This window comes from Micromonospora sp. NPDC049139 (genome assembly GCF_055586845.1).
This window is the reverse complement of sequence record NZ_JBVJHK010000032.1, coordinates 1-24,670: the sequence shown is the minus strand read 5'-3', so window position 1 is coordinate 24,670 and position 24,670 is coordinate 1. Positions and strand designations below refer to the sequence as shown.

The 24,670-nt window shown below is 70.4% G+C and carries 27 protein-coding genes; 5 read left to right on the top strand and 22 right to left on the bottom strand.

The window, feature by feature from the left end; translation table 11 throughout:
• Nucleotides 1-180: 180 nt before the first annotated feature.
• The 4 genes from ACZ6Q9_RS32180 to ACZ6Q9_RS32165 all read right to left on the bottom strand — a co-directional run bounded on the left by ACZ6Q9_RS32180 (nt 181) and on the right by ACZ6Q9_RS32165 (nt 4,027).
• A complete protein-coding gene (locus ACZ6Q9_RS32180) occupies nt 181-1,419 on the bottom strand; it encodes a hypothetical protein (protein ID WP_396830962.1) in 1,239 nt (412 codons plus the stop codon).
• Nucleotides 1,416-2,585, bottom strand: a complete 1,170-nt coding sequence (locus ACZ6Q9_RS32175; protein ID WP_396830964.1) for an aminotransferase class V-fold PLP-dependent enzyme — start codon at nt 2,583-2,585, stop codon at nt 1,416-1,418. The genes ACZ6Q9_RS32180 and ACZ6Q9_RS32175 overlap by 4 nt, the downstream gene beginning before the upstream one ends.
• Nucleotides 2,582-3,304: a tryptophan 2,3-dioxygenase family protein gene (locus ACZ6Q9_RS32170; protein WP_396830966.1), complete on the bottom strand. Its 723-nt coding sequence runs from the start codon at nt 3,302-3,304 to the stop codon at nt 2,582-2,584. The genes ACZ6Q9_RS32175 and ACZ6Q9_RS32170 overlap by 4 nt, the downstream gene beginning before the upstream one ends.
• Nucleotides 3,305-3,379: 75 nt before the next feature.
• On the bottom strand, nt 3,380-4,027 hold the full coding sequence (locus ACZ6Q9_RS32165; protein ID WP_396830968.1) for a hypothetical protein: 648 nt from the start codon (nt 4,025-4,027) through the stop codon (nt 3,380-3,382).
• A gap of 1,264 nt (nt 4,028-5,291) precedes the next feature.
• Between ACZ6Q9_RS32165 and ACZ6Q9_RS32160 the strand changes: the two genes are divergently transcribed.
• A complete protein-coding gene (locus ACZ6Q9_RS32160) occupies nt 5,292-5,984 on the top strand; it encodes a hypothetical protein (protein ID WP_396830970.1) in 693 nt (230 codons plus the stop codon).
• 241 nt (nt 5,985-6,225) lie between these two features.
• Nucleotides 6,226-6,927, top strand: coding sequence for a toll/interleukin-1 receptor domain-containing protein (locus ACZ6Q9_RS32155; protein ID WP_396830971.1), 702 nt, complete (start codon nt 6,226-6,228; stop codon nt 6,925-6,927).
• 169 nt (nt 6,928-7,096) lie between these two features.
• Here the strand turns inward: ACZ6Q9_RS32155 and ACZ6Q9_RS32150 are convergent, their stop codons facing one another.
• Together ACZ6Q9_RS32150 and ACZ6Q9_RS32145 are read right to left on the bottom strand one after the other, a co-directional pair.
• Complete coding sequence (locus tag ACZ6Q9_RS32150; protein ID WP_396830973.1) at nt 7,097-7,579, bottom strand: hypothetical protein; 483 nt, start codon at nt 7,577-7,579, stop codon at nt 7,097-7,099.
• Nucleotides 7,580-7,722: 143 nt separating this feature from the next.
• Entirely contained in the window at nt 7,723-8,250 is a 528-nt protein-coding gene (locus ACZ6Q9_RS32145) for a hypothetical protein (RefSeq protein ID WP_396830974.1), read from the bottom strand.
• 140 nt (nt 8,251-8,390) lie between these two features.
• Between ACZ6Q9_RS32145 and ACZ6Q9_RS32140 the strand changes: the two genes are divergently transcribed.
• A complete protein-coding gene (locus ACZ6Q9_RS32140; protein ID WP_396830976.1) occupies nt 8,391-8,861 on the top strand; it encodes a UPF0158 family protein in 471 nt (156 codons plus the stop codon).
• A gap of 500 nt (nt 8,862-9,361) precedes the next feature.
• On the opposite strand, the gene ACZ6Q9_RS32135 is transcribed toward ACZ6Q9_RS32140, so the two are convergent.
• From ACZ6Q9_RS32135 to ACZ6Q9_RS32065, 15 genes are all read right to left on the bottom strand, one after another.
• Complete coding sequence (locus ACZ6Q9_RS32135; RefSeq protein ID WP_396830977.1) at nt 9,362-9,598, bottom strand: hypothetical protein; 237 nt, start codon at nt 9,596-9,598, stop codon at nt 9,362-9,364.
• An 88-nt stretch (nt 9,599-9,686) separates the two neighbouring features.
• Nucleotides 9,687-10,784 carry a hypothetical protein gene (locus ACZ6Q9_RS32130; protein ID WP_396830979.1) on the bottom strand — a complete coding sequence of 366 codons (1,098 nt, stop codon included), beginning with the start codon at nt 10,782-10,784 and terminating at the stop codon, nt 9,687-9,689.
• Between the two features lie 202 nt (nt 10,785-10,986).
• A complete protein-coding gene (locus ACZ6Q9_RS32125) occupies nt 10,987-12,123 on the bottom strand; it encodes an FAD-binding oxidoreductase (RefSeq protein WP_396830981.1) in 1,137 nt (378 codons plus the stop codon).
• A 20-nt stretch (nt 12,124-12,143) separates the two neighbouring features.
• Complete coding sequence (locus ACZ6Q9_RS32120) at nt 12,144-12,677, bottom strand: hypothetical protein (protein ID WP_396830982.1); 534 nt, start codon at nt 12,675-12,677, stop codon at nt 12,144-12,146.
• Between the two features lie 298 nt (nt 12,678-12,975).
• Nucleotides 12,976-13,761 (bottom strand): methyltransferase domain-containing protein, encoded by a 786-nt coding sequence (locus ACZ6Q9_RS32115; protein ID WP_396830984.1) that lies wholly within the window; start codon nt 13,759-13,761, stop codon nt 12,976-12,978.
• A gap of 11 nt (nt 13,762-13,772) precedes the next feature.
• Complete coding sequence (locus ACZ6Q9_RS32110) at nt 13,773-14,138, bottom strand: hypothetical protein (protein WP_396830986.1); 366 nt, start codon at nt 14,136-14,138, stop codon at nt 13,773-13,775.
• A gap of 115 nt (nt 14,139-14,253) precedes the next feature.
• Nucleotides 14,254-15,054 (bottom strand): ATP-binding cassette domain-containing protein, encoded by an 801-nt coding sequence (locus ACZ6Q9_RS32105; protein ID WP_396830988.1) that lies wholly within the window; start codon nt 15,052-15,054, stop codon nt 14,254-14,256.
• The gene (locus ACZ6Q9_RS32100) at nt 15,038-15,835 is read right to left on the bottom strand and encodes an ABC transporter ATP-binding protein (RefSeq protein WP_396830991.1); all 798 of its coding nucleotides are present in this window, start codon (nt 15,833-15,835) and stop codon (nt 15,038-15,040) included. The genes ACZ6Q9_RS32105 and ACZ6Q9_RS32100 overlap by 17 nt, the downstream gene beginning before the upstream one ends.
• Nucleotides 15,832-16,899, bottom strand: coding sequence for a branched-chain amino acid ABC transporter permease (locus ACZ6Q9_RS32095; protein WP_396830993.1), 1,068 nt, complete (start codon nt 16,897-16,899; stop codon nt 15,832-15,834). Before ACZ6Q9_RS32095 ends, ACZ6Q9_RS32100 begins: the two co-directional genes overlap by 4 nt.
• Nucleotides 16,896-17,759 (bottom strand): branched-chain amino acid ABC transporter permease, encoded by an 864-nt coding sequence (locus ACZ6Q9_RS32090; RefSeq protein WP_396830995.1) that lies wholly within the window; start codon nt 17,757-17,759, stop codon nt 16,896-16,898. The genes ACZ6Q9_RS32095 and ACZ6Q9_RS32090 overlap by 4 nt, the downstream gene beginning before the upstream one ends.
• A 33-nt stretch (nt 17,760-17,792) precedes the next feature.
• The gene (locus ACZ6Q9_RS32085; RefSeq protein WP_396830996.1) at nt 17,793-19,007 is read right to left on the bottom strand and encodes an ABC transporter substrate-binding protein; all 1,215 of its coding nucleotides are present in this window, start codon (nt 19,005-19,007) and stop codon (nt 17,793-17,795) included.
• A 45-nt stretch (nt 19,008-19,052) separates the two neighbouring features.
• Nucleotides 19,053-19,646, bottom strand: coding sequence for a GTP-binding protein (locus ACZ6Q9_RS32080; protein ID WP_466021463.1), 594 nt, complete (start codon nt 19,644-19,646; stop codon nt 19,053-19,055).
• A gap of 5 nt (nt 19,647-19,651) precedes the next feature.
• On the bottom strand, nt 19,652-20,056 hold the full coding sequence (locus ACZ6Q9_RS32075) for a roadblock/LC7 domain-containing protein (protein WP_396830998.1): 405 nt from the start codon (nt 20,054-20,056) through the stop codon (nt 19,652-19,654).
• On the bottom strand, nt 20,053-20,898 hold the full coding sequence (locus tag ACZ6Q9_RS32070; protein ID WP_396831000.1) for an ATP-binding protein: 846 nt from the start codon (nt 20,896-20,898) through the stop codon (nt 20,053-20,055). The genes ACZ6Q9_RS32075 and ACZ6Q9_RS32070 overlap by 4 nt, the downstream gene beginning before the upstream one ends.
• Nucleotides 20,895-22,436, bottom strand: a complete 1,542-nt coding sequence (locus ACZ6Q9_RS32065; protein WP_396831002.1) for a nitrate- and nitrite sensing domain-containing protein — start codon at nt 22,434-22,436, stop codon at nt 20,895-20,897. The genes ACZ6Q9_RS32070 and ACZ6Q9_RS32065 overlap by 4 nt, the downstream gene beginning before the upstream one ends.
• A 459-nt stretch (nt 22,437-22,895) precedes the next feature.
• On the opposite strand from ACZ6Q9_RS32065, the gene ACZ6Q9_RS32060 reads away from it, so the two are divergent.
• Entirely contained in the window at nt 22,896-23,510 is a 615-nt protein-coding gene (locus tag ACZ6Q9_RS32060; RefSeq protein WP_396831004.1) for a hypothetical protein, read from the top strand.
• On the opposite strand, the gene ACZ6Q9_RS32055 is transcribed toward ACZ6Q9_RS32060, so the two are convergent.
• Nucleotides 23,500-23,946: a hypothetical protein gene (locus ACZ6Q9_RS32055; protein ID WP_396831005.1), complete on the bottom strand. Its 447-nt coding sequence runs from the start codon at nt 23,944-23,946 to the stop codon at nt 23,500-23,502. The two genes, ACZ6Q9_RS32060 and ACZ6Q9_RS32055, sit on opposite strands and share 11 nt — an antisense overlap.
• A 36-nt stretch (nt 23,947-23,982) precedes the next feature.
• Here ACZ6Q9_RS32055 and ACZ6Q9_RS32050 point away from each other — a divergent pair, with 36 nt between their 5' ends.
• Complete coding sequence (locus ACZ6Q9_RS32050; protein WP_396831006.1) at nt 23,983-24,570, top strand: metal-dependent phosphohydrolase; 588 nt, start codon at nt 23,983-23,985, stop codon at nt 24,568-24,570.
• Nucleotides 24,571-24,670 lie beyond the last annotated feature (100 nt).

The window sequence follows — 24,670 nt, the reverse complement described above, 5'->3', positions numbered from 1 at the left end:
TGGGGTCGCTGATTGGTCTTGTTGGTGGCGGCGCGGGTAGATCCTGGCACGGCTCCTCCTTCGGTGTGCGGATGTGCGGCAGCGGCTGTGGAGGGGGCGGTGCGCTACGCGGCGACGACGAGGACTTTTGGCGCGTTGGCCTGCCGCAACAGGGGCTGCGCAGACCGACGGGCAGCGGGGTCATGGGTCGCCAGCGGGCGTTGGGCAGTCGTGCGGACGGCGCCGGAAGACCGGCTCGGTGCGGGCGTGTGCGAGGTAGGGAGCGCCCTGGGTGTAGCCGGTGCCGGGCTGGTCGGCGCCGAGCATCCGCACGGCGAGGCGGTAGTGCGTCTGCTGCCATTGCCGCAGGGCGGCGGAAAACTCAGCCATCGCGCCAACCAGCGTCGAGTCCACACCGGCTCCGCCGTTCATGGCGAGCACCTCGAGGGCGCCGTCAACACTGGCCTGGCCGTCAAGGATCAGGGCGCGGACGTCCGGCACGGACAGGTAGGCCGGGGAATCGAGGCGGTTGGGGCCGGGGGCACGACACAGGGACTCGACGAGCTTGTAGTTGCGCGATTGGATGGCGCTCGCGCCTTCGGTGTAGGCCCGGAACGCATGGAACGCCCGCGGTTGCAGGGTGGCCATCACCGACCACAGGGGGGCGGTCTCGCGCAGCAGCGTGGCCGCTGCCGACATCCGCGTCGCCGCCGGATGCAGCCAGCCGGCGTGCACGGCGGCGACGATCTCCCGAAGGTCCCCCGCGAGCAGCGCGAAGGTGGCCTCGAAGGTCTGCAGGACTCGGATGAACATCCACTCGTCGTGGATGGTCCAGACCGGGAGCATGCTGGTCCGTAACGTCAGGCGTTCCTCGGGGGTGAGGTCCACGTCAACGGCGGCGATGACGCGGCGCGCGAGCGCCACCGGTTCGCCGCTGGCGGCTGTGTCGACGAGCCTGAGCCGTCGCAGGGCGGGCATCGCCGCGCGCAGCGCGTGACGCACTCGCTTAGCCGTCCTTGCCGGTTCGGGGCGCATCTGCGGCAGCGGTACGGCGCCGCCGGTTGCGGCGAGTTCGAAACGGATCAGGTCGGTCAGCAGGTGTGCGTGTAGCCGGTCCCGGCGGGCCAGCAGCTTCGCCGCCGAGGCCGGAGCGTCGTTGACGTCGGGGAAAGGTAGCAGGTTCAACGCCAGGTATGTGCGGTAGTCGTAGCTGCCGTCGGCCTTGTCGAGGGCGGTGGATAGGAACGCGGCGAGGTAGCGGCGGTTGCCGGTCACTTCGGGCAGGCGGTCCCGCGCCGCGGCCAGCAGCGGCGGCCACTCGTCGGGGATGAAGTGCTTGCCGTGGTACTGGTAGGCATCGACCACCGTGGCGTACGGGAACCGTGCCGCGATCAGCCGGCGCTGCGCCAGCCAGCGGTGTAGGGGTTCGGGGCTGATCATCGCGCCGCTCCGGCGCGCTGGCGGGTTCGGGAGCCGACTCGGTAGGCGGCGATCCCCTCGCATACCGCGTCGAGGTCCTCGCGGGTGGTGTAGGCGTGCATCGCCAGGCGGACGACCCCGGCGCGTGGCGCAACGATGATGTTCCGGTGCGCCAGCCACGCCGCCATCGCCTCGGCGTGCGGCTCCATCAGGGCTAGGTGGGCGCCCTGCTCGTCGATGTTGCCGCTGAGGAGCACGATCTCTCCTTGGCCAACGAGGCGGGTGGCGGCGTCAGCGACGAGCCTCCGGGTGTGTTGGCGCACCGCGACGAGGTCGAGCTGCTCGGTCAGGGACAGGCCGGCGACGGCGGTGTAGACCGCGGCCACCGACGGCGTGCCGATCTCGAGCCGGCGTGCGTGGGGTGGGAAGTCGAGGGTGGTCGGGTCGAAGGCGTGCGGGGCGACCCGACCGAGCCAGCCGGTCAGCGTCGGCGCAGGCCCTTGGGGGTCGCGGGTGTAGAGGAATGCCAGGCCGGGCAGCCCGAGCAGGTACTTGCCGGTGCCGGCCACGAGATAGTCGCAGCGCAGCGCGTCGACGTCGATCGGCATCACGCCGGCGGCCTGGTAGGCGTCGACGAAGACCTTTGCGCCGGCGGCGTGTGCGGCGTCGGCGATGCGGGCGATGTTCAGCCGGGTGGCGTCGCGGTAGGTGACGGCGGGTATCGACACCAGTCCGGTGCGGACGGTGATGCCGTTCAGGTAGTCGACGGCGGTGACCCGGCCGGCGCTGGTGTCGCACCATCGCACCTGTGCCCCGCGGCTGCGTTGTGCCAGCCACACATGGGCGATTCCGGGGAACTCGGCGGGCGTAGTGAGTAGGTGAGGGCGGCGGCGCCACCGCAGGCCCGCTGCGGCCTGGTACGCGGCGACGCTGGCGTTGGGGAGGATGGCGATCTGGTCGGTGTCGGCGCCGATCAGGTGGGCGAAGCGCCGCCGGGCCTGAAGCATGTGCTCTTCGCACGTGGCCCAGAAACCGGGCCGCGACAGGTCGTCGAGCATCGTCGTCAGGGCGTGGTCCATGTCGGTGCTGCGGGCGGCGATGCTGCATGCGGCCAGGTGAACGGTGTCCGCCAGGGCAGGGAATCGGTCCCGGAACGTCGTCAGCGGCGTTGACATCGTCATGGTCATCGCGCAGCCTGCCTGCTGGACCGGCCCCGCGGGCTGGCCTCGGTCAACTCCGTGCGCGCCTCCCACAGGTTGGGGAATCGCCGGTGGGCGACAAGGCGGGCGAGGGTGTCAACAGGCGTATCGCGGGTGCCGAGGACGTCGTGGCCGATGATCCGGGTGGCGATGCTGTAGTGCTCGGTGCGCCACAGTGCGATTCGCTCGTCCAGCTCCACCAGGGCCTCAGCGCACCGATACAGCGGGTCCGACGGCTGTCCCTGATACAGCTCGACCGGTGTGATCCGCAGCGATGCCAGCAGCCGGGTGAAGGCGATGTCCAGCTCGGTCGTGGCGTCGCGAAGCTCACGCCAGCCCGGGGACTCGAAGCCGGACCCGTTGCCCAGGACGGTCCGGATGAGCGCGAACTGCGCTGGGTTCAGGTGGCGCAGCATCCGCAATTGGTCGGTGATCAGGTGCAGGCTCAGCCCGGCCCGGCGCAGCACCAACTCCGCCGCGCCGGGCTGGTCGACGCCGATGTGTTCCACGGCCCGCGCCAGGTGCGATCGGGCGAGCTTGAGCCACAGTTCGCTGCTCTGGTGCACGATCTGGAACAGCAGTTCGTCGGGGTGGATCCACTCGGCGGAGGTGCGTTGCAGGGAGAGCAGGTCGTCGGTGCGCATGTAGCGCGCGTAGTCGGTTGCTCCCGATCCGGGCAGCACGGCAGGCAGGGATGTCGTAGACAAGCTCGGTCCTCCGGGTCGATCGGGTAGGTCGAGCGCGGCAGCGCGGGGCCGCGCCAGGGCCTTGGGCTTGAAGGATCAGTCGCGTAGGCCGGACAGGGCCGTGTCGGCGACTGTGGTGAGGCGGTTGACCAGGTCGCGGGGCATGGCCGCGCCGGGCCGCAGCGGAGCTGCGGTGATGGTCAGGTACAGGTTGTTGTCGTAGGTCACGACGTGCGTGCCAGTCAGCTCGTCGCTGTAGGTGTACGCGGCAGCGCCGAGACCGCTGACGTCCGTGATCGGGCCGGTGTCTTCCTGGACGCCGCGCAGCCCCTCGTACATGAGCTGACCGGAAGCGGGGGCACCGATGGTGGCCATGATGACCACGACGATGCCGTCGGGTATCCGGCCTGCGGTCGCGGAGCACGTCAAGTTGCTGGTGTTGCTGCCCGCCTCCCGTATCTCATCCCGGTGGTTGGTGACGGGTCCGAACGACTCGGCCAGCGCGGACAAGTCCAGCACCGGGCACAGCTCCTCGACGTGACGGTAGGTTGCCCCAACCGCCGGAGCGGTCGAGGACGGCAGGGCGCTCGCCTCCGCGGTAGACGAGGCACCAGTAGAGGCCGGTCGCTGCGGGGGTTCGTCGGTCTGCGAGCACCCGGCGAGCGCCGCCACGGTGACGAGGCTGAGCCCGACGTGGTCGAGTCTGATCTGGCGCCGTCCGGTCGCCGGCAGGGTCAGGGTCATGCCATCTCCTCCATACTGCGAAGCGCCCCGCTCGCAGGCGACGCGACCGCGTGGGAACGGGTGGGACAAGGGAGCCGGGGCTGCAAGTGCCTCCGGTGCGACCTTCGCTACGCCTGGTCAAGCAACGCCTATGAGCCGACCAATTCGGACGTGGCGAGGTTTAGCCTTTCCCGGGGCGCAGAGAATCACCCAGTCGCGGAATCCGCGCTGGATCGCCAGACAGCAGCCCCTTGCCCCGTTTCGGGCCACGCCATGCCTCAACAACTCAGCATGGCGGCTGCACGCGTGTCCACACATCCGACTAGCCCTAGCCGAATCCACATGCCTTCATTCAGCTCAAAACAGATACGCTGAGCAGCGAAAATACCTTGCGGTTTGGGCTGGGCATCACGAGCTGCCATTGGCTCTCGTGGCGCCGTTTCGCTAGCCTTCCCGGCGCGGATAACCCGCAGTCATGAATCCGTTCCGAATATCGGAATCCGGTACATCAACGGGGGAAGGACATGATTCGTGAGACGCCATCCGATGCGGTCCGTTCAATGCTTAACGGCCTGGGCCGCCCTGACGGCGGGGCTGCTCGGCGCGGGATCTGCCCTGCCGACACCAGCCTTCGCCGATGCCACTCCAACCAGCGCAACCCCGACCGCCACAGCGGGGCAGCCGGACCCAAATCGGTCCAAGGTCAAAACGGATCCGCCCGTTCCCGAGCCGACGCCGACCCAAGAGCCCGAACCGACTGAACCGCCGCCGGACCCAGAGCCGACGACTCCTCCCGGGCCTGATCCCACCACCCCGCCGCCCGGGTCCGACCCGAGCACCCCGCCACCCGCGCCGAATCCGACCAGCAGGTCACCGCGGCCGTCGACCAGTCCGCCAGCGGGATCTGGAGCGCCGTCGCGGTCCGGCACCCACGCGGACAGAAAGGGTGGAAGCGAGGCAGGCCCGCCGTCGGGGCCCTCGCTGCCAGTAACCGGTGGGAACCTCGCCCCAGTCGTCGGCCTCGGCGCCACGACGCTTGCCGCCGGGATCGGCCTATTCCTCGCTGGCCGCCGCAGGTCGGAGTCAGCCACGAGCCGCACCAGCCGCAGTGAGCCTGGAGGCTCCGGCCAATAGGGAGGGACGACCGGTGACCGAGCAGCGCCCGGACCAGGCGATCTGGCCGGTCTCGTACGATGACGTGCCAGCTACCGCGCCTGGCCGGGCGCCTGCCGTCCCAGCCGTCTGCCCCACACTATCCACCGCGACCGCGCTTACGCAGGACGACATGATTGCCGCGGCGGCTACGGGGATGGCCCGGCGCCGGTACTCACGCCTCGGTCTCGTGGTGGTCGTCGCCGCACTCGCAGGAGCATCCATCGCGTTCGGCCTCGGATGGCGGGGCAACCAGCCTGACCATGACAAGCCTGCGACCACCGTCTCCTCGGTAGCCCCACGCCACTCCCCCACCGCCGCTGGGCCACTCGCGCGGCGTCAAGCAGCCGCCAACCGTACTCACTTCCCAACCCCGGCAGTCGCCGCGTTCGCCGAGCCGTGGCTCGACAAAATCGGCAACTGCACCACAGACACCAACAACGGTGGTCCACAACCCGGCACCGGCGAGCAGAGCCGCACCCGCTGCACCGCTGGCATCATCACGACCTACTGGATCTCCTACCGCACCCTCGCCGACCGCGACCGCGCACAGGCCCGATACCAGACGCAGGCTGCCGACGCACCAAAGCTCGCGGCCGGCGCCGCAGGCCCCGTCGACCGACGCGCCCTCGGCGACTCCCGCACCGTCCACTACATCGAGTACGCCTACAAGGTCCCCTCTGGGAAGCGCGCAGGGCAGGTCGTCGCCGCCGTGTGGTGGAGCGACCCGAACCAGCCGATCGCCGGAGTCTTCCTCTCCTACTGGTCCGAGGACCTGGGCTCCTCCTGGGCGCCACTACGCGACCTGTGGAACCAACACGGGTGAGCTCAGGTCCTACCGCTCGGCAACCGCACAAGGAATAGCCTCGCCTGGCTATGACGGACGAGATGGGCCACCGGGACGGCCATAACTGGCCCACCCCGGGGGCGTCTCGCCAAGAGTCACGTAACGGTGCGTAAGGGCCAAGACTGTTGGTGCTGCTGCGTGACCGTGCGCGGATCTGTCGATGTGCGGTTGCGGCGGTCCGTACAGACGGGATTGGCGGGGTCGTTCCTACAGTGGATTCATGCGATGCACAGCACCCAGTCAGGGCCACCGCACCTCCAGCGGTGCCGCCGCATGTCCCGTCCATGGCCGATCGTCGTACCGGTCCTACACGTCCTACCCGTCCTCGTCCAACTACGCTTCGCCAACCCCGTCCCGCAGCGGCGGCGGAAGCGGGTCCTCCGGTGGCGGCGGTGGCAGTCGATCGGCGCGACCTCGGTGGTCGCCAGCTAGCTCGCCCGTTGCCTACACCTCTGGCGAGGTCGCGGCGCTGGACCGCTACCGCAGCAAGGTCGAGGCGGTAGGACCTCGGACCGAGTCGTACGACCTGTTCCTCTGTCACGCCTGGGACGACCGGCGTGAGGCCGCGACTGAACTGCACAACCTCCTCGAAGCCGAGGACGTGTCGGTCTGGTTCAGCGAGAAGGACATCATCCTCGGCCAGCCGTTCATGCGGGAGATCGACAAGGGCCTGGCCAAGACGCGCATCGGTCTCGCCCTCATCACGCCTGCTTTCCTCAGGCGCGTCGAGAGCGGCGGGGTGTCCGAGAAGGAACTCTCGGAACTGCTGTCGCGTGACCTGCTGATCCCTGTCGCGCATGGGGTCACCTACGACGAGATTCGGTCGGTCAGCCCGCTCCTCGGCTCCCGCAACGGGCTGAGCACAGAGGAGGACTCCATGGAGGACATCGCCAAGAAGATCGCCGAACTGCTCGCCGTGTAACATCCCGACGCTACTGGACGGGCAGTGACCATGATCCACCATGGTGTGCCAGGTCGTCGGCCCGCCAGCCGTTATCCGGATCTGCCGCCGACAACGCGCGGCGTTTTACCCGAGCACTCGTCACCATCTGCACGGAATGCCCTGAGCGGCGGCCACCGCCCGACGGTGGTCACGTCCGCCGCAGCCGCACCCGTGCGGGACGTTCTCGATCCAGATCGACGACTCCAGCGCGCTCCAAGACGACGGCCACATAGTCCGCCGCCTGCCGTTTGACGAATGTCTTGAGATACCCGTCCAATGTGCTTTGACTGCCGTGAACATCACGGTTTGCCCCAACCCGAACCCAGCCGCGTCCGTGCAGGTACCCCGGGATGCCCTCAAGGCAGGACCAGCTGAAGACCGTCCGAGTCTGTTTGGTCCCGAAGAGCAAGACCAACCCGGCTGGGGAAACCTCGCCGACCCCGAAGGTGGCGCGACCGGTCGGCGTTGGGAGGCGCGTACCCGCCCCAACCCGAGCTCGAATAGCCGTCTCGACCTGACCTGGCATAACTGCATCGTGCATCCCGCTGGTCCGCGCCGCCAAGCACCCGCAGACGGCGATAAAGAAGGCAAAGGCGTCGCGGTCCGCCACGATGATCCACTGCACGCTCATGCCGCCGACCGTGCGTTAGCGAGCGGAGCCGGTGTCCATGGATGACGGTGCACGGTTGTAGCCGAGTCGAGTGCGTCAGCCAGCCCGTCGTAGCTCGGAGGCGCTCGGCCCGACTGATCTAGTTTCGCCCAGCTACTCGATCGCTACTTCGCCGGCGTGAGCAAGATTCGGTGGGTCCACTCCAGCAGACGGGTCACACGGAATGGGCCGGTCCAACCGACCGACGGCGCATTGTCCTCATACTCGACCGCCGACCAGCAGTCGTCGAACGTGACTGTGTACTCGCGGTTGCCTGGAAAAACGTTGGTGACAGTTCCCACGACAACTTTACCCTCGGAGTACCGTCTGGTGATCGCGGCCCATTCCTCACCAGACCAGCGCAAAAAGCGGGCCCCACGACTTCGCATCCCGGCGTCCAACGGAAACAGCCGCACCTGGCCGGGCCGGTGTTGCCCCACCTCGAAGAGCCCAGCCTTGCCGACCGCGGGCCAGTCGGCCGGGTCATCCGGCAGGTGGAGGACGTCAACCCATCCTTGCGGCGGCTGGCCAAGGTCTACCAGAACCCCTGCCCGTCCCGCGCCCATCGGGACGGCACTTACGGTGCCTCGCACCCGATCGCCCAACGGGAAGGCGAGACGTGCCGCGAACAGCTCGTCAGCGCTCGTCGTCAACCGGCAGTCCTCCCTTCACGCCGCGTGCATCCATCACCTGCATTATGGTCCCCTGCCGGTCGTTGCAGATGCACTCATCTGCCGCTGGTCGCGCTGTCGCTAGTCGAAGCGCGGACAGAAGCGGGGTTTATGGTGGCCGGATGCTTGACCTGAGCAGGCTAGACCTGGAGGAGATCGCCACCGCGCTCGAGGACCAGACCGACTACGAGCACCGATGGCTGATCAACCCGCGGACCGGCGAGATCGTGTTCTGGACGACGGACGGCGGCATCGACGGACACAGGCCCGTCGACCTTGACGACCTCGACCTGGTAGGCATCGACCCGCTGCCCTCCTACGTCTGGTACCAGGACATGGCCGACTTCGCTGAGCGGATCAGTGACGCGGCGGCCGGTCGCCGACTCGCGCGAGCTATCCAGGGCAGGGGCGCCTTCCGCCGGTTCAAGAACGAGTTGCACGAGGAGTACCCGCACCTGCTGCCGGCATGGCACGCCTTCCGCGACGTGCGCGCAAGGCGGCGGGCGGTTGAATGGCTGGTCGACAACTCGCTGGTCGACGAGGAAGCAGGCAAGCGTTTCGTGGCCGAGCATCGAGATCCCGACCTTCCCTGAGCTGACGCCCGCGCCTCGCGATTCCTGTTGGACGAACGCACGCATCTGCCGCAGACACCGCGCGGGTCGGCGCCAATCGCCGCTCGGTAAGCATCAGCGCCGACTACCTTCGGTAACCGGGAACAGCGACAGGCAGCTCGTGGGTGGGGCCAGTTATGGCCCCGTCCCGGTGGAGACCATCTCGTCCGTCATAGCCACTCGCCCCCATCTCCAGGCATCACCGTCGTGCCGCTCCTGGCCACCAGTACTTGTTCTGCGCGCCCACGCCTACCTCGCCGTCACCGCCGCCCATGCCAAAAAGGGGGCTCCGGAGCCGACCACCACGGCCTCATTCCCCTCGCCCTCGGCGAGGTCAGCCGTCTGCTGACACACCTGATCACCACCATCCGACCCATCGACCACATACATCGATGGTCACGATGGCGTCGCCAACACCAGTACCGCGCCAAAACAGCCCGCCGCCAGCGAAGAATCCGACTCCACCAGGTACGGCTGAAATATTACGCGCCTCGCAGCAGCCGGGCCAACGCCTGCCGTCCCTTGTCGGTCAGGCCGCAGGTCAGGGCACGCTGGTAGGGCACCTGCCGCAGCAGGCCTTCGGCGAGGAGCTGGTTGACGGCGTCCCGGACCGCCCCACCCGCAACCGTCGGCACCGCCTGCGATAGCTGGCGCACGGTCCAGGTCCGCGAAGGGGCACACAGCAGTGCCCGGTAGACGCACCGCCGGTTGTCGTTCACCGGGTGATCGGACAGGCTCACCGGTTTCCCCCACTCCATCCTCCCCGAGCGAGCCCCGGCGGCCTACAGAACAGAGATTCGGGGCAACTTACCGCCCGTATGGTTCTGCTCGGTGATCGTGACGTTGGTTGATGCAGGTAGAGCGCATGCGGTCGAGTGCCTCGACCATGCTGGCGCTGCCACGATGCTGGGGGTGGGCGCGGCGATGTGTGGCGATGGTGTGGGCTAGCAACTGTTGTGCTGCCTCGCAGCGGCCGGCGTCGTAGAGGACGAGGGCGAGGGTGGCTTGGGCGGCGAGGCTGGGCAGCGTGTGGGGACCCTCGGCTTTCGTGTAGTGGCGAATGAGGTCGCTGTAGGCGTTAGCGGCATTGGTCAGGTCCCCAGCGCTGCGGTGGGCGGCGGCGAGGACCTTGAGAGCGGCACAGGTTTCCGGGTCGCTGGCGCCGAGGAGGCGCCGCAGGGAGCGGTGCGCCCAAGCGGCCCACGGCAGCGCGGCCGCTGGGTCGCCGTCGGCGAGGGTGAGTGCGGCCAGCAGCATGGAGGCCCTCGCCGTGGCGGTGTCCAACGCGAGCTTGTCGCCTGAGGGATCGATGTGAAGCAGACCGGTGTACAGGACGTCGATGGCCCGGGTGCGCTGGCCGCCGTCGGCGTACAGCCGGGCGTGGTAGAGGCGTTGTGCCATCGCCATCAAAGGCCCGGCGAGCTGCCGGGGAACCGTCCGCCAGGTGATGTGCAGGTCGGCGGGGATGGCGCCGACGCTGACGCGGTGGATGGCACCGGGGGCGTAGGAGGCGGCGTCGGCGGTCTTGCAGGCAGGCACGAGATGCGGCGTGCGGTGCAGCACCGCTGCGGCGACAGTCTCGCGGATCGTCTCCGCCGGCACGGGTGCCCGACCGCAGGCGGGCGCGCACAGGTACATCTGCCCGCAGCCGGGAAGCTGCACCAAAATCATGGTCTGGTCGCAGGCACGGCAGGACAGCAGTTCGGGCGGCACCGGGGCGGCTTGCACAGCCCGGGCGCGGGACACCCACTCCTCGACCGTGGCTGACGACAGGCCGTGCGCGCGGGCGACATCGCCTATCGCGCGTGGCAGGCTGTGCTCGGTGGCGCGGTCGAGCGTCGCGGCGACCGTGCCGGCGACGAACGCCGGTGTCCACGTGACGGCCGGCTGGGTCCGCGTCGGCATGACGTACTCCTCTCCGTTGAAGGCTGTGCGGATGGCTGCCCCGGGTGTGGGAAGCCCGCGGGGTGTGGCGGCGGCTACGAGGCATTCCGGGAACGCGTGCCGGCAGCAGGGGCGGATCTTCCGCCTCGCGGCCTGCGGTTGTTGCAGTGCGGCGCGCGCTTGCGGCGCACGGAGCTCCTGTAGGGCTGTCATCGCGGCTGGGTCAGTCCTGGCGAGTGAGTCGCTGCTGGTCGGTCGAGCGCCGACGAGCGATGTCGTGACGGGTGAAGGCTTCCGCGAGGTGCAGGTGCTCCTGCGGTATGCCGGCGGCCGGAAGACGTAGCCGTGCCCGTCTGATCAGGTCGGGCGGACCGGCGACGTAGACGTGGTGGCCGGGCTGGTAGTGCGCCAGGGCGAGTGTAAGAACGTCGCCTTGGGCCGCAGGTTCGACGAACGGTTCGTCCGAGAGCGCAGGGACGACGGTGAGCCAGTCGCCGTGGATGGTTTGTAGCTTGTCGAGGGCGATGCTGTCGTAGAGGTCGGGCATGGTGCGTGCCCCGACCACGAGGGTGACCCGGCGCTGGGGCGGGGTGGCGGCGAGGTGTTCGACGATGGCGCGCAGGGGCGCCAGGCCGGTGCCGCCCGCGGCGAGAAGCAGATCGCCAGGCTGGTGGGGGTGGAGGGTGAGGCCGGTGTCGTAGGGTGCGCCGAGCCATACTTGCTCGCCGACGGCAGCGTGGTGGGCGAGCAGCGGTGAGACCGGTCCGTCGGTGATGGCGCGGATGTGCAGCTCGATGGTGCCGTCGGGTCGGGGGGTGTTCGCTGGGGAGTACCACCGCCACACGCCGGGCCGGCGGGGTGTGGTGACGGGGAGAGCTTGGCCAGCTTCGTAGCGCAGTCGGCGTCGGGGCCGCAGGGTAAGGACCGTGATGGTGTCGGCGGCTTGTTCGCGGTCGATGATCTCGGCGGGTGTCCAGGCAGAGCTGGTTGCGACCCTGGTTGTCGCGCGGTGGGTGAGGTTTAGGGCGTGGTGGCCGCAGCGCTGCCATTGCCTGGCTGCTTCGGGTGTCCAGGTGCCGGAGCTGTGGCGGGCGGCGGTGGCGATGAGGGCGTCGAGGATGAGCTGGTGGTGGTAGAGCTGGATGCCGAGGTGCTGGTAGGTGGGGGCGAGGGCGGCGAGCAGGGCGATGCGGCCGGCGTGGTTGTCGTCGGCGGCGATGAGGTGGCCGAGGGTGGCGAGGAGCAGGGGCGCGTCGCGTTCGGGCAGGGGTGGGCGGAGCCGGTCGGCGAGGAGGGACCAGAAGTGGTTGGCGGCGCGGTGGATGTCCGGCGTGACCGCCGCCCAGCAGGGACCGAGCATGCTGGGCCGGTATGACGGCGTCACGGCGCCGCCGTCCTGGTGTTCAACGGGAACAGGTGGGTGGTGGTCTGGTGCGTGATGGGGCCACTGCGGGCGTGGCGGGGCGCTACGTCGGTGGGACGTGGGCTGACCGTCAGGCGTGCCAGACCCGTCAGGGCGGCGCGTTGCAGCGGGTGCGGGACGTGGTCGAGGGCGCGGGCGCGGGCGGCGACCGCCTGCAGCCCGTCGGCGGTAGGCAGCCGGCCAGCCCGAGGGTGCAGATGTGACCAGGTGAGGCATACGGCGATGGTGACCGGGTCGAGGTAGCCGCAGCTGCTGAGCAGCGCGGCCCCCACCCGGTGCGGGTCGTCGGCGGGCAGGTACCGGCAGTGGTCGTGGGCGTACTGCGCCCACGCGTAGGCGTCGGTGAGAGCACCGTCGGCACGCAGGCCGGCGCTGCGGCGCAACGCGTCGGCGATCGCCTCGCGGCGACCGGCCGCGCCGGCCATGTGCGGTGGGCGGTGTGGTGGGGCTGTCGACGGTGACCGGGTGCCTCGGTCTAGCAGGGATCGCATGCGGTTTCCTCTGGTTGTGATGGAGGCGGCCGGCGGCGGAGGAGTGAAGGAAGTGCCCGCCGCCGGCCGCTGGCCGGCGGATGTCCCTGCCCGCGTGGGGACCGTGGCAGGGGCCGGCCCGGCAGTCATTCGGGTTGACTGCCGCCGCCCCAACTCCGGTCAGCGGGGCGCGAACCACTGCCGGGACGGGGCGCCTCGAATCGGTGAGGTAGACGGCGAACCTTCCCGACCGATGGGTCAGGTCGCCTTGCGGGCGTGGAGTGCACCGAACTGGTAGGAGCGCAGCAGCAGGTGGGGGTCACTGCTGCGTCTGTGCACGGGTGCAAGCGAACTGGTAGGAGCCGACGACCACGGTCGGGTCGACCATGAGCTCGGCGAACCGGTCCAGCTGCGCGGGGGTGATGCCGGCGTCGCGCAGCGGGTCGCGCAGCTGGCGGGCGTTGTCGGCGTACAAGGCGCAACCCGGGCCGCCGCCGGTCCAGGTCTCGGTGTGGCTGCGGCCCCGGACGTACTTGATGCCGGCGGCGAGCAGCACACCAGGGGTCTTGTCACCCCAATGCAGGTCGACGCCGCGGGCGGCGAGGGTGTCGAGGACGGCGTGCACCACCGTGGTGATCAGGTCGACGTCGGTCTCGGTCGGCGCTCGGCGGACCACGACCCGCGAGTAGACGATCTCGCCGAGGACCAGCCACCCACCCGGCCGCAACAGGCGGATCATCTGCCGAATGAGGCCCTCCCGGTTGGGCAGGTGTTCCAGCAGGCACCGAGCGGTGACCAGGTCCAGGCTGCCGGGTTCGGCGGGCAGCGGCTCGGTGCGCAGATCCCGCTGGTAGACGTCGACGACCGATGTGGGGTTGAGCAGGCTGGTGTCCAGGTCGACCGCCGTGACCGAGCCGGTGGGGCCGACCAGGTCGGCTAGGTGGGCGACGATTGAGCCCGCTCCCGCGCCGACGTCCATCACCCGTTGGCCGGGCTTCACTCCGACGGCCGCCAGCTCCCGGCGGGTGATCGGGTCCAACACCTGCTGCAAGGGGCCGAGCTGGGCGGGGGCGTTGCGAAACTGGTAGCGCTGCGGGGTGGTCATCACGCTTCTCCTCATGCTGGTGCGGTTGTGGTGGTGCAGGGGTGGTCGGCATGGACGATCCAGCGCCGTTTCAGGTGCGGGTACAGGCGCGGCGGCGGTTGCGCCCGCTCGGGGAGGTAGGAGGGCTCCCAGCAGCGGCGCGGAGCGTGGCTGTGGATGAGGTAGAGGACGTAGTTCACGACCAGCCAGCCGACGCCGGTGCGGCGGGCCGCTTCGTGGGCGGGAACCTCGCCGGTGTCGGGGTGCAGGATCAGCAGCCAGCGGGCTCGGCCGTCGCGGCTCGCGGCGGCAAGGCCGAAGCCGGAGCGGCCGGCACGGTCGGCCGTTCGCGGGTAGTCGAGCAGACCCGGCAGGTCGGTGAGAACAGCCAGGGCCATGCCGCGTGACTGGCCGGCGGATGTCAGCGGCCGGCCAGATAGCGGTGCCGGGGTCCGACTTGGTGATGGGTGCTGGCGGTGCGTGGGTCATTGGTCGTCCTCCGGTAGCGAGGCATCAGGTGGTGGTCGGTGCCGGTGGGCCACCTATCCGTTGGCCGGTGGTTGCGGGCAGGTGAGCGCTGCGACCGGGGCTGTGAGGGGAAGGCGGAGGTGTCTCGGCGGCGAGGTCGAGGTGGCGGCGAAGCAGGCCGTCGGCGTCGTTCGCGTCCAGGGGCGCGCTGAGTCGTCCTGTGGTCAGCACGTGAACGGTGCCGGCAAGGTCGGCGGCAGCGCGGGCCTGAGGCAGGGCCGCCAGGACGGTGACGCCGTGGTGGGGCAGATCCCGCAGCACGTTGGTGACGTGCGCTGCCACGGTGGGGGCGAGTCCTTCGGTGGGTTCGTCGCACAGCAGCAGGCGGGGTGCGGTGCGCAGGGCACGGGCGATGGTGAGCATCTGCTGCTCTCCGCCGGAGAGCTGGTGGCCGCGGTGCCGCAGCCGCGCCGCGAGGGCCGGGAACATCTCCAGCAGCTCGTCGACGCTCCAGGCACGGCCGTGCTGGTGGCGGGCGGGGCGGGTGACGGTGAGGTGTTCGGCGACGGTCAGCGACGGCCACAGCCGTCGCCCCTGCGGGGCTAGGGCGACTCCGGCGCGGGCGGCGCGGGTGGGACGCCAGCCGGTGACGTCATGGCCGTCGAGCATGACCCACCCGGCGGTGGGTCGCAGGTGCCCGGCGAGGGTGTGCAGCAGGGTGGTTTTCCCGGCGCCGTTCGGACCGACGACGGCGTGAACGGCGACGGCGGCGAGATCAAGGTTGACCGCGTGGAGGATGGGGGTGTCGGGGTGGTAGCCGGCGGTGAGGTCACCGATGCGCAGCATCGTCACCCCCGGGGCCGAGGTAGAGGGCGGCGACGGCGGGGTCGGCGCGTACGAGGTCGGCGGGGCCGTCGGTGAGGCGGCGGCCGTGGTGGAGCACGGTGATCCAGTCGGCGAGGGCGGAGACGACGTCCATGTGGTGCTCGACGAGGACGACGGCCATCCAGCTGGGTAGGCCGGCCAGGACGTCGAGGAGGCGGGTGGTTTCGGTGTCGGTGAGGCCGGCGGCGGGTTCGTCGAGCAGCAGCACCCGGGGCTGCCCGGCGAGGGCGACGGCCAGGTCGAGCATCCTGCGGTGCCCGTGGGACAGTGCGGCGGCCGGCTGGTCGGCGTAGTCGGCGAGGCCGACGAGGTCGAGCGCTTCCTGCGGTGTCTGATCGGGATCGTGGCGGTGGTGCCAGCCGGCCATACGCACGCAGTCGCCGACGGTCAGTTCGGGGTAGACGGTGGGGTGTTGGAAGGTGCGGCCGATGCCGGAGCGGGCCCGCCAGGCGGCGCCGCGGCGGGTGATGACCTGCCCGTTGTAGGTGATGGTGCCGGTGTGCGCGCGGGTGGTGCCCGCGAGCAGGCCGAGGAGGGTGGACTTGCCGGCGCCGTTGGGTCCGATGACCGCGTGCCGGTCACCGGGGGCGACCGTGAAGGTGTCCAGGTCCAGGACGGTCAGGCTCTGGTAGGCGTGGCGCAGGGCGGTGGCGATGAGGCCGTTGCCGTGGGCGCGGTCGATGTCGCTGGGGCTGCGCTGCGAGGGCACCGGTTCGGGGTCGATGCGGTGGACGGTCCTCACGGCGTGCTCCTGACGGCGGGTCGGGCCTCGCCGCCGGCCGTCTGCAGGTCTCGGCGGCGCTGAGGGCGGAGGCGGGCAGGCAGACGGCGCAGGCGGGTGGGCGCGGCGGTCAGGCCGCCAGGCAGCAGGTACACCGCGGTGACGAACAGTGCGCCGAGGAGCAGTGGTGCGTGGCCGGGCAGCCCGGCGGCAAGCACGTCCCGCACGGTAAGGACCACGACTGTGCCGGCGGCGGCGCCGGGCAGCGAGGTGGTGCCGCCGATGACCACTGCGAGGAGGGCCAGGGCGGCGGTGGTGAAGCCGACGTCGGCGGGGGTGATCCATTGGTGGGTGTGGATCAGCAGCGCCCCGCCGGTGCCGGCGAGGACTCCGGCGCCGGTGTGCACCGCCCACAGGTAGGCGGTGACCCGATGTCCGCTGGCGGCGGCGCGGGCCTCGTTGCCGCGCACGGCCGCCAGCAGCGTCCGCCGGTCACCACCGAGCAGCACCATGGCAGCGGCCGTCACGGCGATCACCACCACGGTGGTGTAGAGCAGTATCGCCCGGTCAGCGAGCAGCGGGGGCAGGCCGGGCAGCAGGCGGGGCGCGGGGATGCCGGCGAGACCGTCGGTGCCGCCGGTGACGGTCCGCCACTGGCTGGCGGTGATGGCGGTCAGCTCCGCGGCGGCGAGGCTGAGCATCAGCACCACGGTGCCCCGGTAGCGGGCCAGCACGACACCGAGCAGTCCGGCGACGGCCGCGCCTGCGGTAGCGGCGGCGAGCAGGTGCGCCGCCGCCTGGTCTACGCCGGAAAGGGCCAGGCGGGCGGTGATGTAGGCGCCAGCGGCGTACGGGGCGACCTGGCCGAGGGTGGGCAGGCCGGCGTGGCCGGTGACCACAGCGACGCTGACCGCCAGCAGTGCGAGGGGCATCATCCGCGCCACGGTCGCGTGCAGGTACGGATCGGACGACACCACCACCGCGCCCACGGAGGCGGCAGCCAGAGCCCCGGCGGCGTAGCGCGGCCGGAGCCGCGTGAGCGGCCGAAACACGCCGACGACGGCAGTGCGGTCGCGGGTGCTCACGCCTGGCCTCCGTCCGGCAGGAAGGAGCGGCGGGCGAGCAGTACCACGGCCATCGCGCCGATGAGCAAATAGGGTGCGACCTCGGGAAAGGCCGTGACGCCGAGGGTCTGCACGATGCCGACAGCGACAGCGGCGGCGAGGGCGCCGGGGACGGAGCCGAGGCCACCGCAGACGACGATGATCAGCGACAGCAGCAGCGTCGTGTCGGCGGTGTTGGGGCCGACGCCGAGGATCGGCGTGGTCAGCGCCCCGGCCAGACCGGCGAGGGCTCCGGCGGCGACGAGGACGGCGGCGTCGACCAGGCGGGGGTACACGCCGATGCCGGCGACCATGGCCCGGTCGTCGGCCGTGGCCCGCACCAGCCGCCCCGCCCGGGTGCGATGCAACACCACGTACCCCGCTGCGGCGACCAGCACGGCAATCCCCACCCCGGCCAGCCGGTCCACTGGGTACCGGTGCCCGGCAACCTGCACAGTCCCCTCCAAGACGGCGGGTAGGCGAGGGCGCAGCGTGTCGGGTCCGTAGACGGTGGTGAGCAGGTCCGCGCCGATGAGGGAGACACCAAAGGTGAGCAGCGCCTGGTCGAGGTGGCCCCGCCCGCGCAGGGCCGCCGTCGCCACCGCCAGCACACCGCCGCCGGCCGCCCCCACTACGGTGGCGAGGGCGACCGCGAGGGCAAGACCGGCCCAGGTGCCCGAACTGGTGGCGGCAGCGACGTAGCCGCCAGCGGCGATCAGGGTGCCGTGCGCGAGGTTCAGCACGCCACCAGCCCCGAACGCGACGGTCAAACCGGCAGCCGCGATCGCCAGCAGCAGTCCGTAGGCAACCCCGTCCAGTGCGGGCATCAGGTAGGCGTCCACGTGCGCAGCGCCCCTCTCCTCGAATGTGGTGGGTCAGCTGGCGGGCAGGGTGGTGAGGTCCTGCACCAGCACGTTGGACAGCACCGGCCCGTCGGGCTTGACCTCGCGCAGGTACCAGCGCTGCACCGGCCGGTGCTCGCTGGGGTGGAACTGCCAGTCCCCGCGCGGCGAGACGACCCGTCCGACCTTGCCGATCGCGGCGTTGAGCTTCTCCCCGGTCACCTCGCCGTCGACGGCGGACAGGGCGCGGTCGAGGACGGCGGCGGCGTCGTAGGAGGCCATCGCGAACGTTGCCGGCTGCCCTGGATGGCCGGCCGCCGACCAGGCGGCGACGAACTTCTGGTTGGCGGCGTTGCCGAGGGTGGGGCTGTAGTTGAGGACGTTGCGGATTCCCGTGGCCGCCGGTCCCTGCGCCGACAGGACGGAGCCTTCGGTGAGGAATCCTGCCGCGTAGAGGGGAACGTCTTTCAGGTCGGACTGCCGGTACTGCTTCACGAACGCCACCGCCGCCGCCCCGGCGTAGAACGTGTAGACCGCCTTCGGCTTCGACTCGGCGGCCTTGTTCAGATACGGCAGGAAGTTCTCCGTCCCCGGGAACGGCGTGAACAGGGCCTTCCCGTCCGGGTTGGCGAGCTTCCCGCCCAGCTTGGTGAAGGTGTCGGTGAAGCCGCGCAGCTCGTCCCAGCCGCCCTGGTAGTCCGGGCCGATCGCATACACCGTCCCGTCACCCACCTGCTGCTTGATGTAGGCGGCGATGGCGATGCCCGGCTCGTCGGAGTTGTAGGAGGTGTGCCAGGTGTAGGACAGGTCACGAGGCTTCCCGGCGACTGCCGCGAACGCGGGCCGGGCGTTCGCGCCCAGCAGGGGCACCTTGCGCTCGGTAGTCAGGGTTTGCACCTTGTCCACCGTGGCCCCGCCCACCAGTCCGGTCAGCGCGACGACGCGGTCGCGTTCGAGGAGTTTCTGCGCCGCTGGCACCGCGGTGGCAGGGCCGTCCCCCTCATCTGCCACGACCAGGTCGACCTTGTGGTCGCCGAGCTTGCCGCCGTGTGTGTCGAGGTAGAGACGGAAGCCGCGCTTCATGTCCTCGCCGACTGCGGTGTAGGTGCCCGACAGCGACACCAGCAGCCCAATCCGGACCGTGTCCGTGTCGGCGGTCGAGTTGGTGCAGGCGGCGATGCTCGTCAGGAGACTGGCGGCGGTCGCCGCGGCGAGTCCGCGTCGCAGTCGTGAGGGCGAACGGTGCACGGTTGGCGCTCCTTCGGTGGTTGGGGACGGGGATGCCGGTGGTGGTCAGGACGGAGCGACCGCCGCGGCGGGCTGAGTACGGGCGAGGACGTGCTGGATCAGGGCGATCAGCAGGCGGCGGACGCTGTCGCGGTCGCGGGCGTCGATGTCGACGATCGGCACGTCAGGGTCGAGGGTCAGGGCCTCGCGGATGTCGGGCACCGGGTAGTTGCGGACGTCGCTGAACTGGTTGACGGCCACCACGAACGGCAGCCCCACGTTCTCCACGTAGTCGACGTGCCGGAACGAGTCCGCCAGCCGGCGGGTGTCCACCAGCACCACGGAACCGGCGGCGCCGCGCATCAACGCGTCCCACATGAACCAGAACCGGTCCTGGCCCGGCGTGCCGTAGACGTAGACGGTCACCCCGTTGACATCCAATCGGCCGAAGTCCATCGCGACGGTGGTCGTGGTCTTCGCCGGCGCGTGCGAGGTGTCCTCGCCAGCGCCCGCCGACATGCAAACCTCGGTCGTCACCGGGGCGATGTCCGACACCGCCCCGACCAGCGTCGTCTTACCCACGCCGAACGGACCGGTGAGCACGATCTTCAGGCTCGGTGGCCCGGTCCTGCGGGCGGGCGGGTTGGCGACGGCAGCCACCGGCGTCACCGACGCCCGGCTCCGGCGAAACCGCCGGCGAACGCGGGGGTGAGCTGGTCACCGACCTGGTCACCGAAGCGGCCAAGCTCCTCGGTGACGAACGCGAGATCGGCGTCACGGGTGGCGAGGGTCAGCAGGGACGCGCCGCTGCTGACCGCAGTCAGGATCAGATATCCGCCGGCGAGGTCGGTCAGATTTCCCTGCACGCCGCCCGCCCCGAGGTCCCGAGCGGCACCGTTGAGCAGACTGCTCATGCCCGCCGCGACCGCCGCGAGCCGTTCGGCGGCTTCCCGGTTGAGCCCGTCGGTCCAGGCCAACAACAGCCCGTCAGCGGACACCGCAACGGCCTGGCTGATTCCCGGCACTCGGGCGACGAGGTTGTTCGACAGCAGGTAACTCAGCTCTCTCATGACGTGCCTTCCTTCGGATGAGGGGATCGGCGGCCCAAGCCGCGCTGGTAGGCCGCCGCCGTACCGGCCAGACCGCCGCGGGAAGGTAGGGGCACGTCGACGGCGGGGTGGACAGGCGGGCCGAACGTGGTGGCCATCGGCCGCCGTCTCGGCAGACCGTTCGGCGTCGTCACGGCGTGGTCCAACGGCGGGGCGGCACTGGCCAGATGGACGGTCGCGCCCTCGACGAACCACGGTGAAGCGGCCGGCCCGCAGGCGGTCTCGTCGTGCGCGAGGGCCGGTTGCTGACCGGGCGGACGCCGCGGGGTCGGGACCATCGGCAGGGCCTGCGTCGGCGCATCCATGCTGTGCGCTGCGTCCCGGTAACCCGGCAGCGCAGCCACCTCCCGAGGGCGGCCCGGTGCCGTGGCCGCAGCGGGCAGGCCGAGGGTGGACGCGGGCGTCCCACCCGGGGCACGCCGGCCCGCGATCGGCTCCGGGGGCAAGGCGCTCGGCGGCGGGGCGGCGACAAGCAGCGCGGTCGCGGGGATCTCTACCTCGGCGACCGTGCCGTGGGGGCGCACCGGCAGCAGCCGCACCCGAAGGCCGTGCGCGGCAGCCAGCAACGCGACCGTGGCCAACCCCTGCCGGCGGATGTGCTCCACCTCGATCATCGGGGCGGGCGCGGCCAACTCGGCGTTAAGCCGCTGCAGCAGGTCCGGCTTGACTCCCGTGCCGGCATCGGTGACTTGCACGATCGCCCGGTCCCCCAGCAGGTGGCCCGTGATGACCACGTCACCGGGGCTGTAGCGGGTGGCGTTGTCCAGCAGCGATGCCAACAGGTGCACCAGATCGTCGATCAATGCCGAGGGCACCAAACCCGGTCGTCGACCACGCCCAGGACGACACGTCGGTACTCCTGGATCCGGCCCTGCGCCGCCTGCGCCACCGTCACCAGATCAACCGGCTCCGTGTGCACCGCACCTAGCGAGCGGCCCGACAGCACCAGCAGACTCTGCGTGGCGTGCAGGAGCTGCGCGGCAAGGTTGTCCACCGCGAACAACGTCTCCAGTGTCTTCGCGTCGGCCTCGTCGCGCTCCGCCAGATCCAGCTCCCGCATCAACCGGTGCGTCATCCCCTGGCATCGCCGGCCCACCGCCTCGACCGCACCCGCGGCGACCCGCCGCTGCCGCGCCAGATCGGTCGAGATGCCGAAGGTGCGCAGGGCGAGCGTGTCGAACGCAATGGCGACCTCGTCCACCTCGTCCCGGGCACCGCAGGTGGGAGCGATCGCCGTCGGCGCTGGGGGAATCGACGCGGGATCGGCCGGGTCTGCTTCGTCGACGCGCCGCACCAGGTCGGGTAGATCCCGCTCCGCCATGCGCGTCACGGCGTCGCGTACCCGCCGCAGCCGCCGCGCCAGCCCTTGGCTCTGCCGGTAGGTGAGCAGCCCCGCGACGAGCACGAGCGCGAGCGCCGTGCCGGACAGCACCACGGTGGTCGCCCACTGCTCGGTGCGTAGGTCGCCCACCGTCGCGGCGATGTCACGATCGACGCGGGCCTGGACCTCGTGCAGGCGGTCCTGGCGCTCACCACCCGCTGCGGCTGACCGAGCGCGGTTCACCCGCAGCTTCTGCCCGATCCGGGTGCGGGCGATCTCGTCGTCGAAGCGCTGCGCGGCCAGCATCTGCGGCCCGGACAGTGCCTGGTCCAGCCACACCCGCCACCGCGCGGGCGACCCGTCCGCCACCGTCAGCAGCGCCTCGTCGTAGCCAGCCCGGTTGGCTGCCAGCTCCTGCTGCACCGCTGGGGTGAGAGGAGCACCAGCGCTCGCCGCGACAACGGTCTCCTGCATCCCTGCGTACTCCGCTGCCTTGGACAACGCCGTGGCCACCCGCAACTGGTCCGCGACCATGCCGTTGGCGCCGCCCACCTGACCCACGGTCTCCCGCACCGCCAAGCCCTGGGCGATCATGACCCGGTAGCGGACCAGGACCGCCGTCAACGACACCGACCGGGACGCGACCTGCTCACGCAGAGCGGGCAGCAGCCGCAATTGCCCGTCGAAGGGCGCCACGAGTCGGGCCATATCGCGATCTGCGGTGTCCAGGTCAGCACGCCGCTGCCGATACGCCTCGACCGCCCGGTCTGAAGCGGCGACATGTTCCAGGAAACCGTTTGTGCCCTCGCCCGCGCCGGAGAGCAGGCGCGCCGCGGCGTGACGCTCACGACCGAGCTGGTGGATCACGTCACCACCCGCCGCCGAGACCGCGACCAAGTCGTGCAGCCGGTCGGCGGCACGCGCCTGCCGGCTGGTCGACACCACACCCCACGCCGCGAAGACAAGGGTCGCCAGCATCGGTACGGCAAGCAGAAGCGCAAGCCTCCTGGCAACAGGCACGACAGTCCTTCCTTCTCGATCCGCGTCACGTCGTCCGCCTCGAACACGGCGGCTACCGAAAGCGCATCCGGGGTTTGCTCCGCGCTCGGCAAGCTGTTGTGCTGGCCGGGTATGAAGCGACTAAAGGCGAGGACCATCGATGTCGGCCAGCACCGTCGGCCAGTTCCGACATGCTGCTGACAATCCCGCCGGCCGGCGGTTGCAGTTCGGCACCCAATCCCATGAATCGCACATGCAGTGCGCTCGAGCGACCACGGCTGGGTGACCAGCGCAGACGTGACAAACACGAATGTCGGCGGATTGTCGGAGGTCGCTGACACTCCTTATCGACACCGATAGCGACGGCGTTTGATGTGTCACGTCACCCCACGGGCTCTGTCCCGGCGGTGAGGGCGCAGCAGCCGCCGCAAGGCGGCTGTTTGTCTCCCGATGCTCACTGTCCCCGAGGAGGGAAGCGTCATGGCAAATCCACCCATGCCAGAGGCCGGACAGGTCGGCCGTCGAGCCGCCGAGATCCTCGATCAGATGCGGCAGCACCCGGCCTACGGCCGGTTGCACAGCTCATCGATGAAGTACTCCAGCTGCTGGGCCACGTTCACCGGGTATCCAGCGATCAGCCGCTGGTCACTGGGTCGGGACGCGGGGCCGCTGCTGGTCGAGGCGCTGCGGGTGCTGGCGCTGAAGGCGGCGGTGTTCGAGTTGTCCGGCGGTGACGAGGAGGCTGCGGAGCTGCTGGTGCCGGCGCCGGTGGACGAGATGGTCCACGCGGTGCTGGCCCAGTTCACCCTGATGTCCCGGATGCAGGCAGACCTGGGGGTGGTGTTCCCGCACGCGACGGAGCTGGAGGAGTTCACCTACACCCGCGGGTGCGTGACCGACGCCTACTACGCCGCCGCTGGCTGGGGTGAGCAGCCCCTGCGGTACTGGCTGGATTCCGCTGAGGTGACACGGCGGCTCAACCAGCTCAACGCCCACTACCAGGCGGCGGGTCTCGGGCGCGACGGCCGCAGCCACGACTTCGACTTCGACCAGCCGGCGGCCTCGCACGCCGTGCCGGTCGGGGTCACCGGTTAGCCAACTCCACCGACAACACCCGCCGCATGGCCGCTACCACCAGCTTGGGATCGAACCGTTCACCGGCTACCCGCTCGGCGCGGGCGACAGCGGTGAAGATCCCCTCGGGGGATGCGTCCCGCAGCACGGCGACGAGCCAGCCTTCCAGGTCCACCACGTCGTCGGGCAGACGCAGTGCGGCGGGCACCGGCGCCGGCCGGGGCGCCTCGACGGGGACCGGTTCCCCTCGAGAGGCGTACCGGCCGGGTGGGAGGCCTACTCGGTAGGGGTGAACGCAGACGGCGACGCCGTCCGCGGTGACCCGCCAGCCGATGTCCGGGTTGTAGGCGAACTCGGGTCCGGGCCGGTCGACGACATCGAACTGACCCGGCCCGAGCTGCTGCGCGGGGCATACGACACACGTCTGCTCACACCACTGCGGTAGCGGCTCAGACATGGCGCCGATCGTACGGCAATCAGGAGGTATCAGGCTATGACCGTCTTATCCCCTCCACGGCCCGCCGTCGTCGACCGCGCACTGCGTGACGCCAAGACGTGGTGCGCGGGGCACTCCATCGACGACCGGCCCGCCCTGGTTCACGCCGTCCGGGTCGCGGTCACCATCGGTGAACACGTACCCGCGCCGCCGCCGGAGGTGATCGTCGCGGCACTGCTGCACGACGCACCGGACCTCGCGCCTGCGGCGTTGGACGTCTACCAGGTCCTCGCCACCCGCTACGGGCCCGAGGTCCCACGGATCATCGCCGCCCTCCAGGCCGAACACCGGGCCCTCGACGAACCCGACCCGCCCATTGACGTCGAGGACCAACCGGTGCTACTCGCCTCCACCGCCGACAAGATCGTTGCCCTGACATCGCTTCTGCGTCGCGCCCGCGCCGCCGGCGATGTGACGGGCTTCTTCGCCCGGCGGCCGGTGCTATGCGGGCTGCTTCCGCACTTCCGTGCCTTCCAGCAGGCGGCCCACCCGCAGGTGCCGGCCAGCATGTCGGCGCACCTCGACGTCGTCCTCACCCGGCTCGAACAGGTGACCATGAGCATGGTCCTAGCAGGTACGCGGTGAACGTCCCTAAGGGACGTCTCGTAACTGGGTCTCGCGTCCATCGTGGATCATGGTGGGGTGCAGGTGATCTCGGCAGGCCGCCCGGAGTGGATCTTCCCGT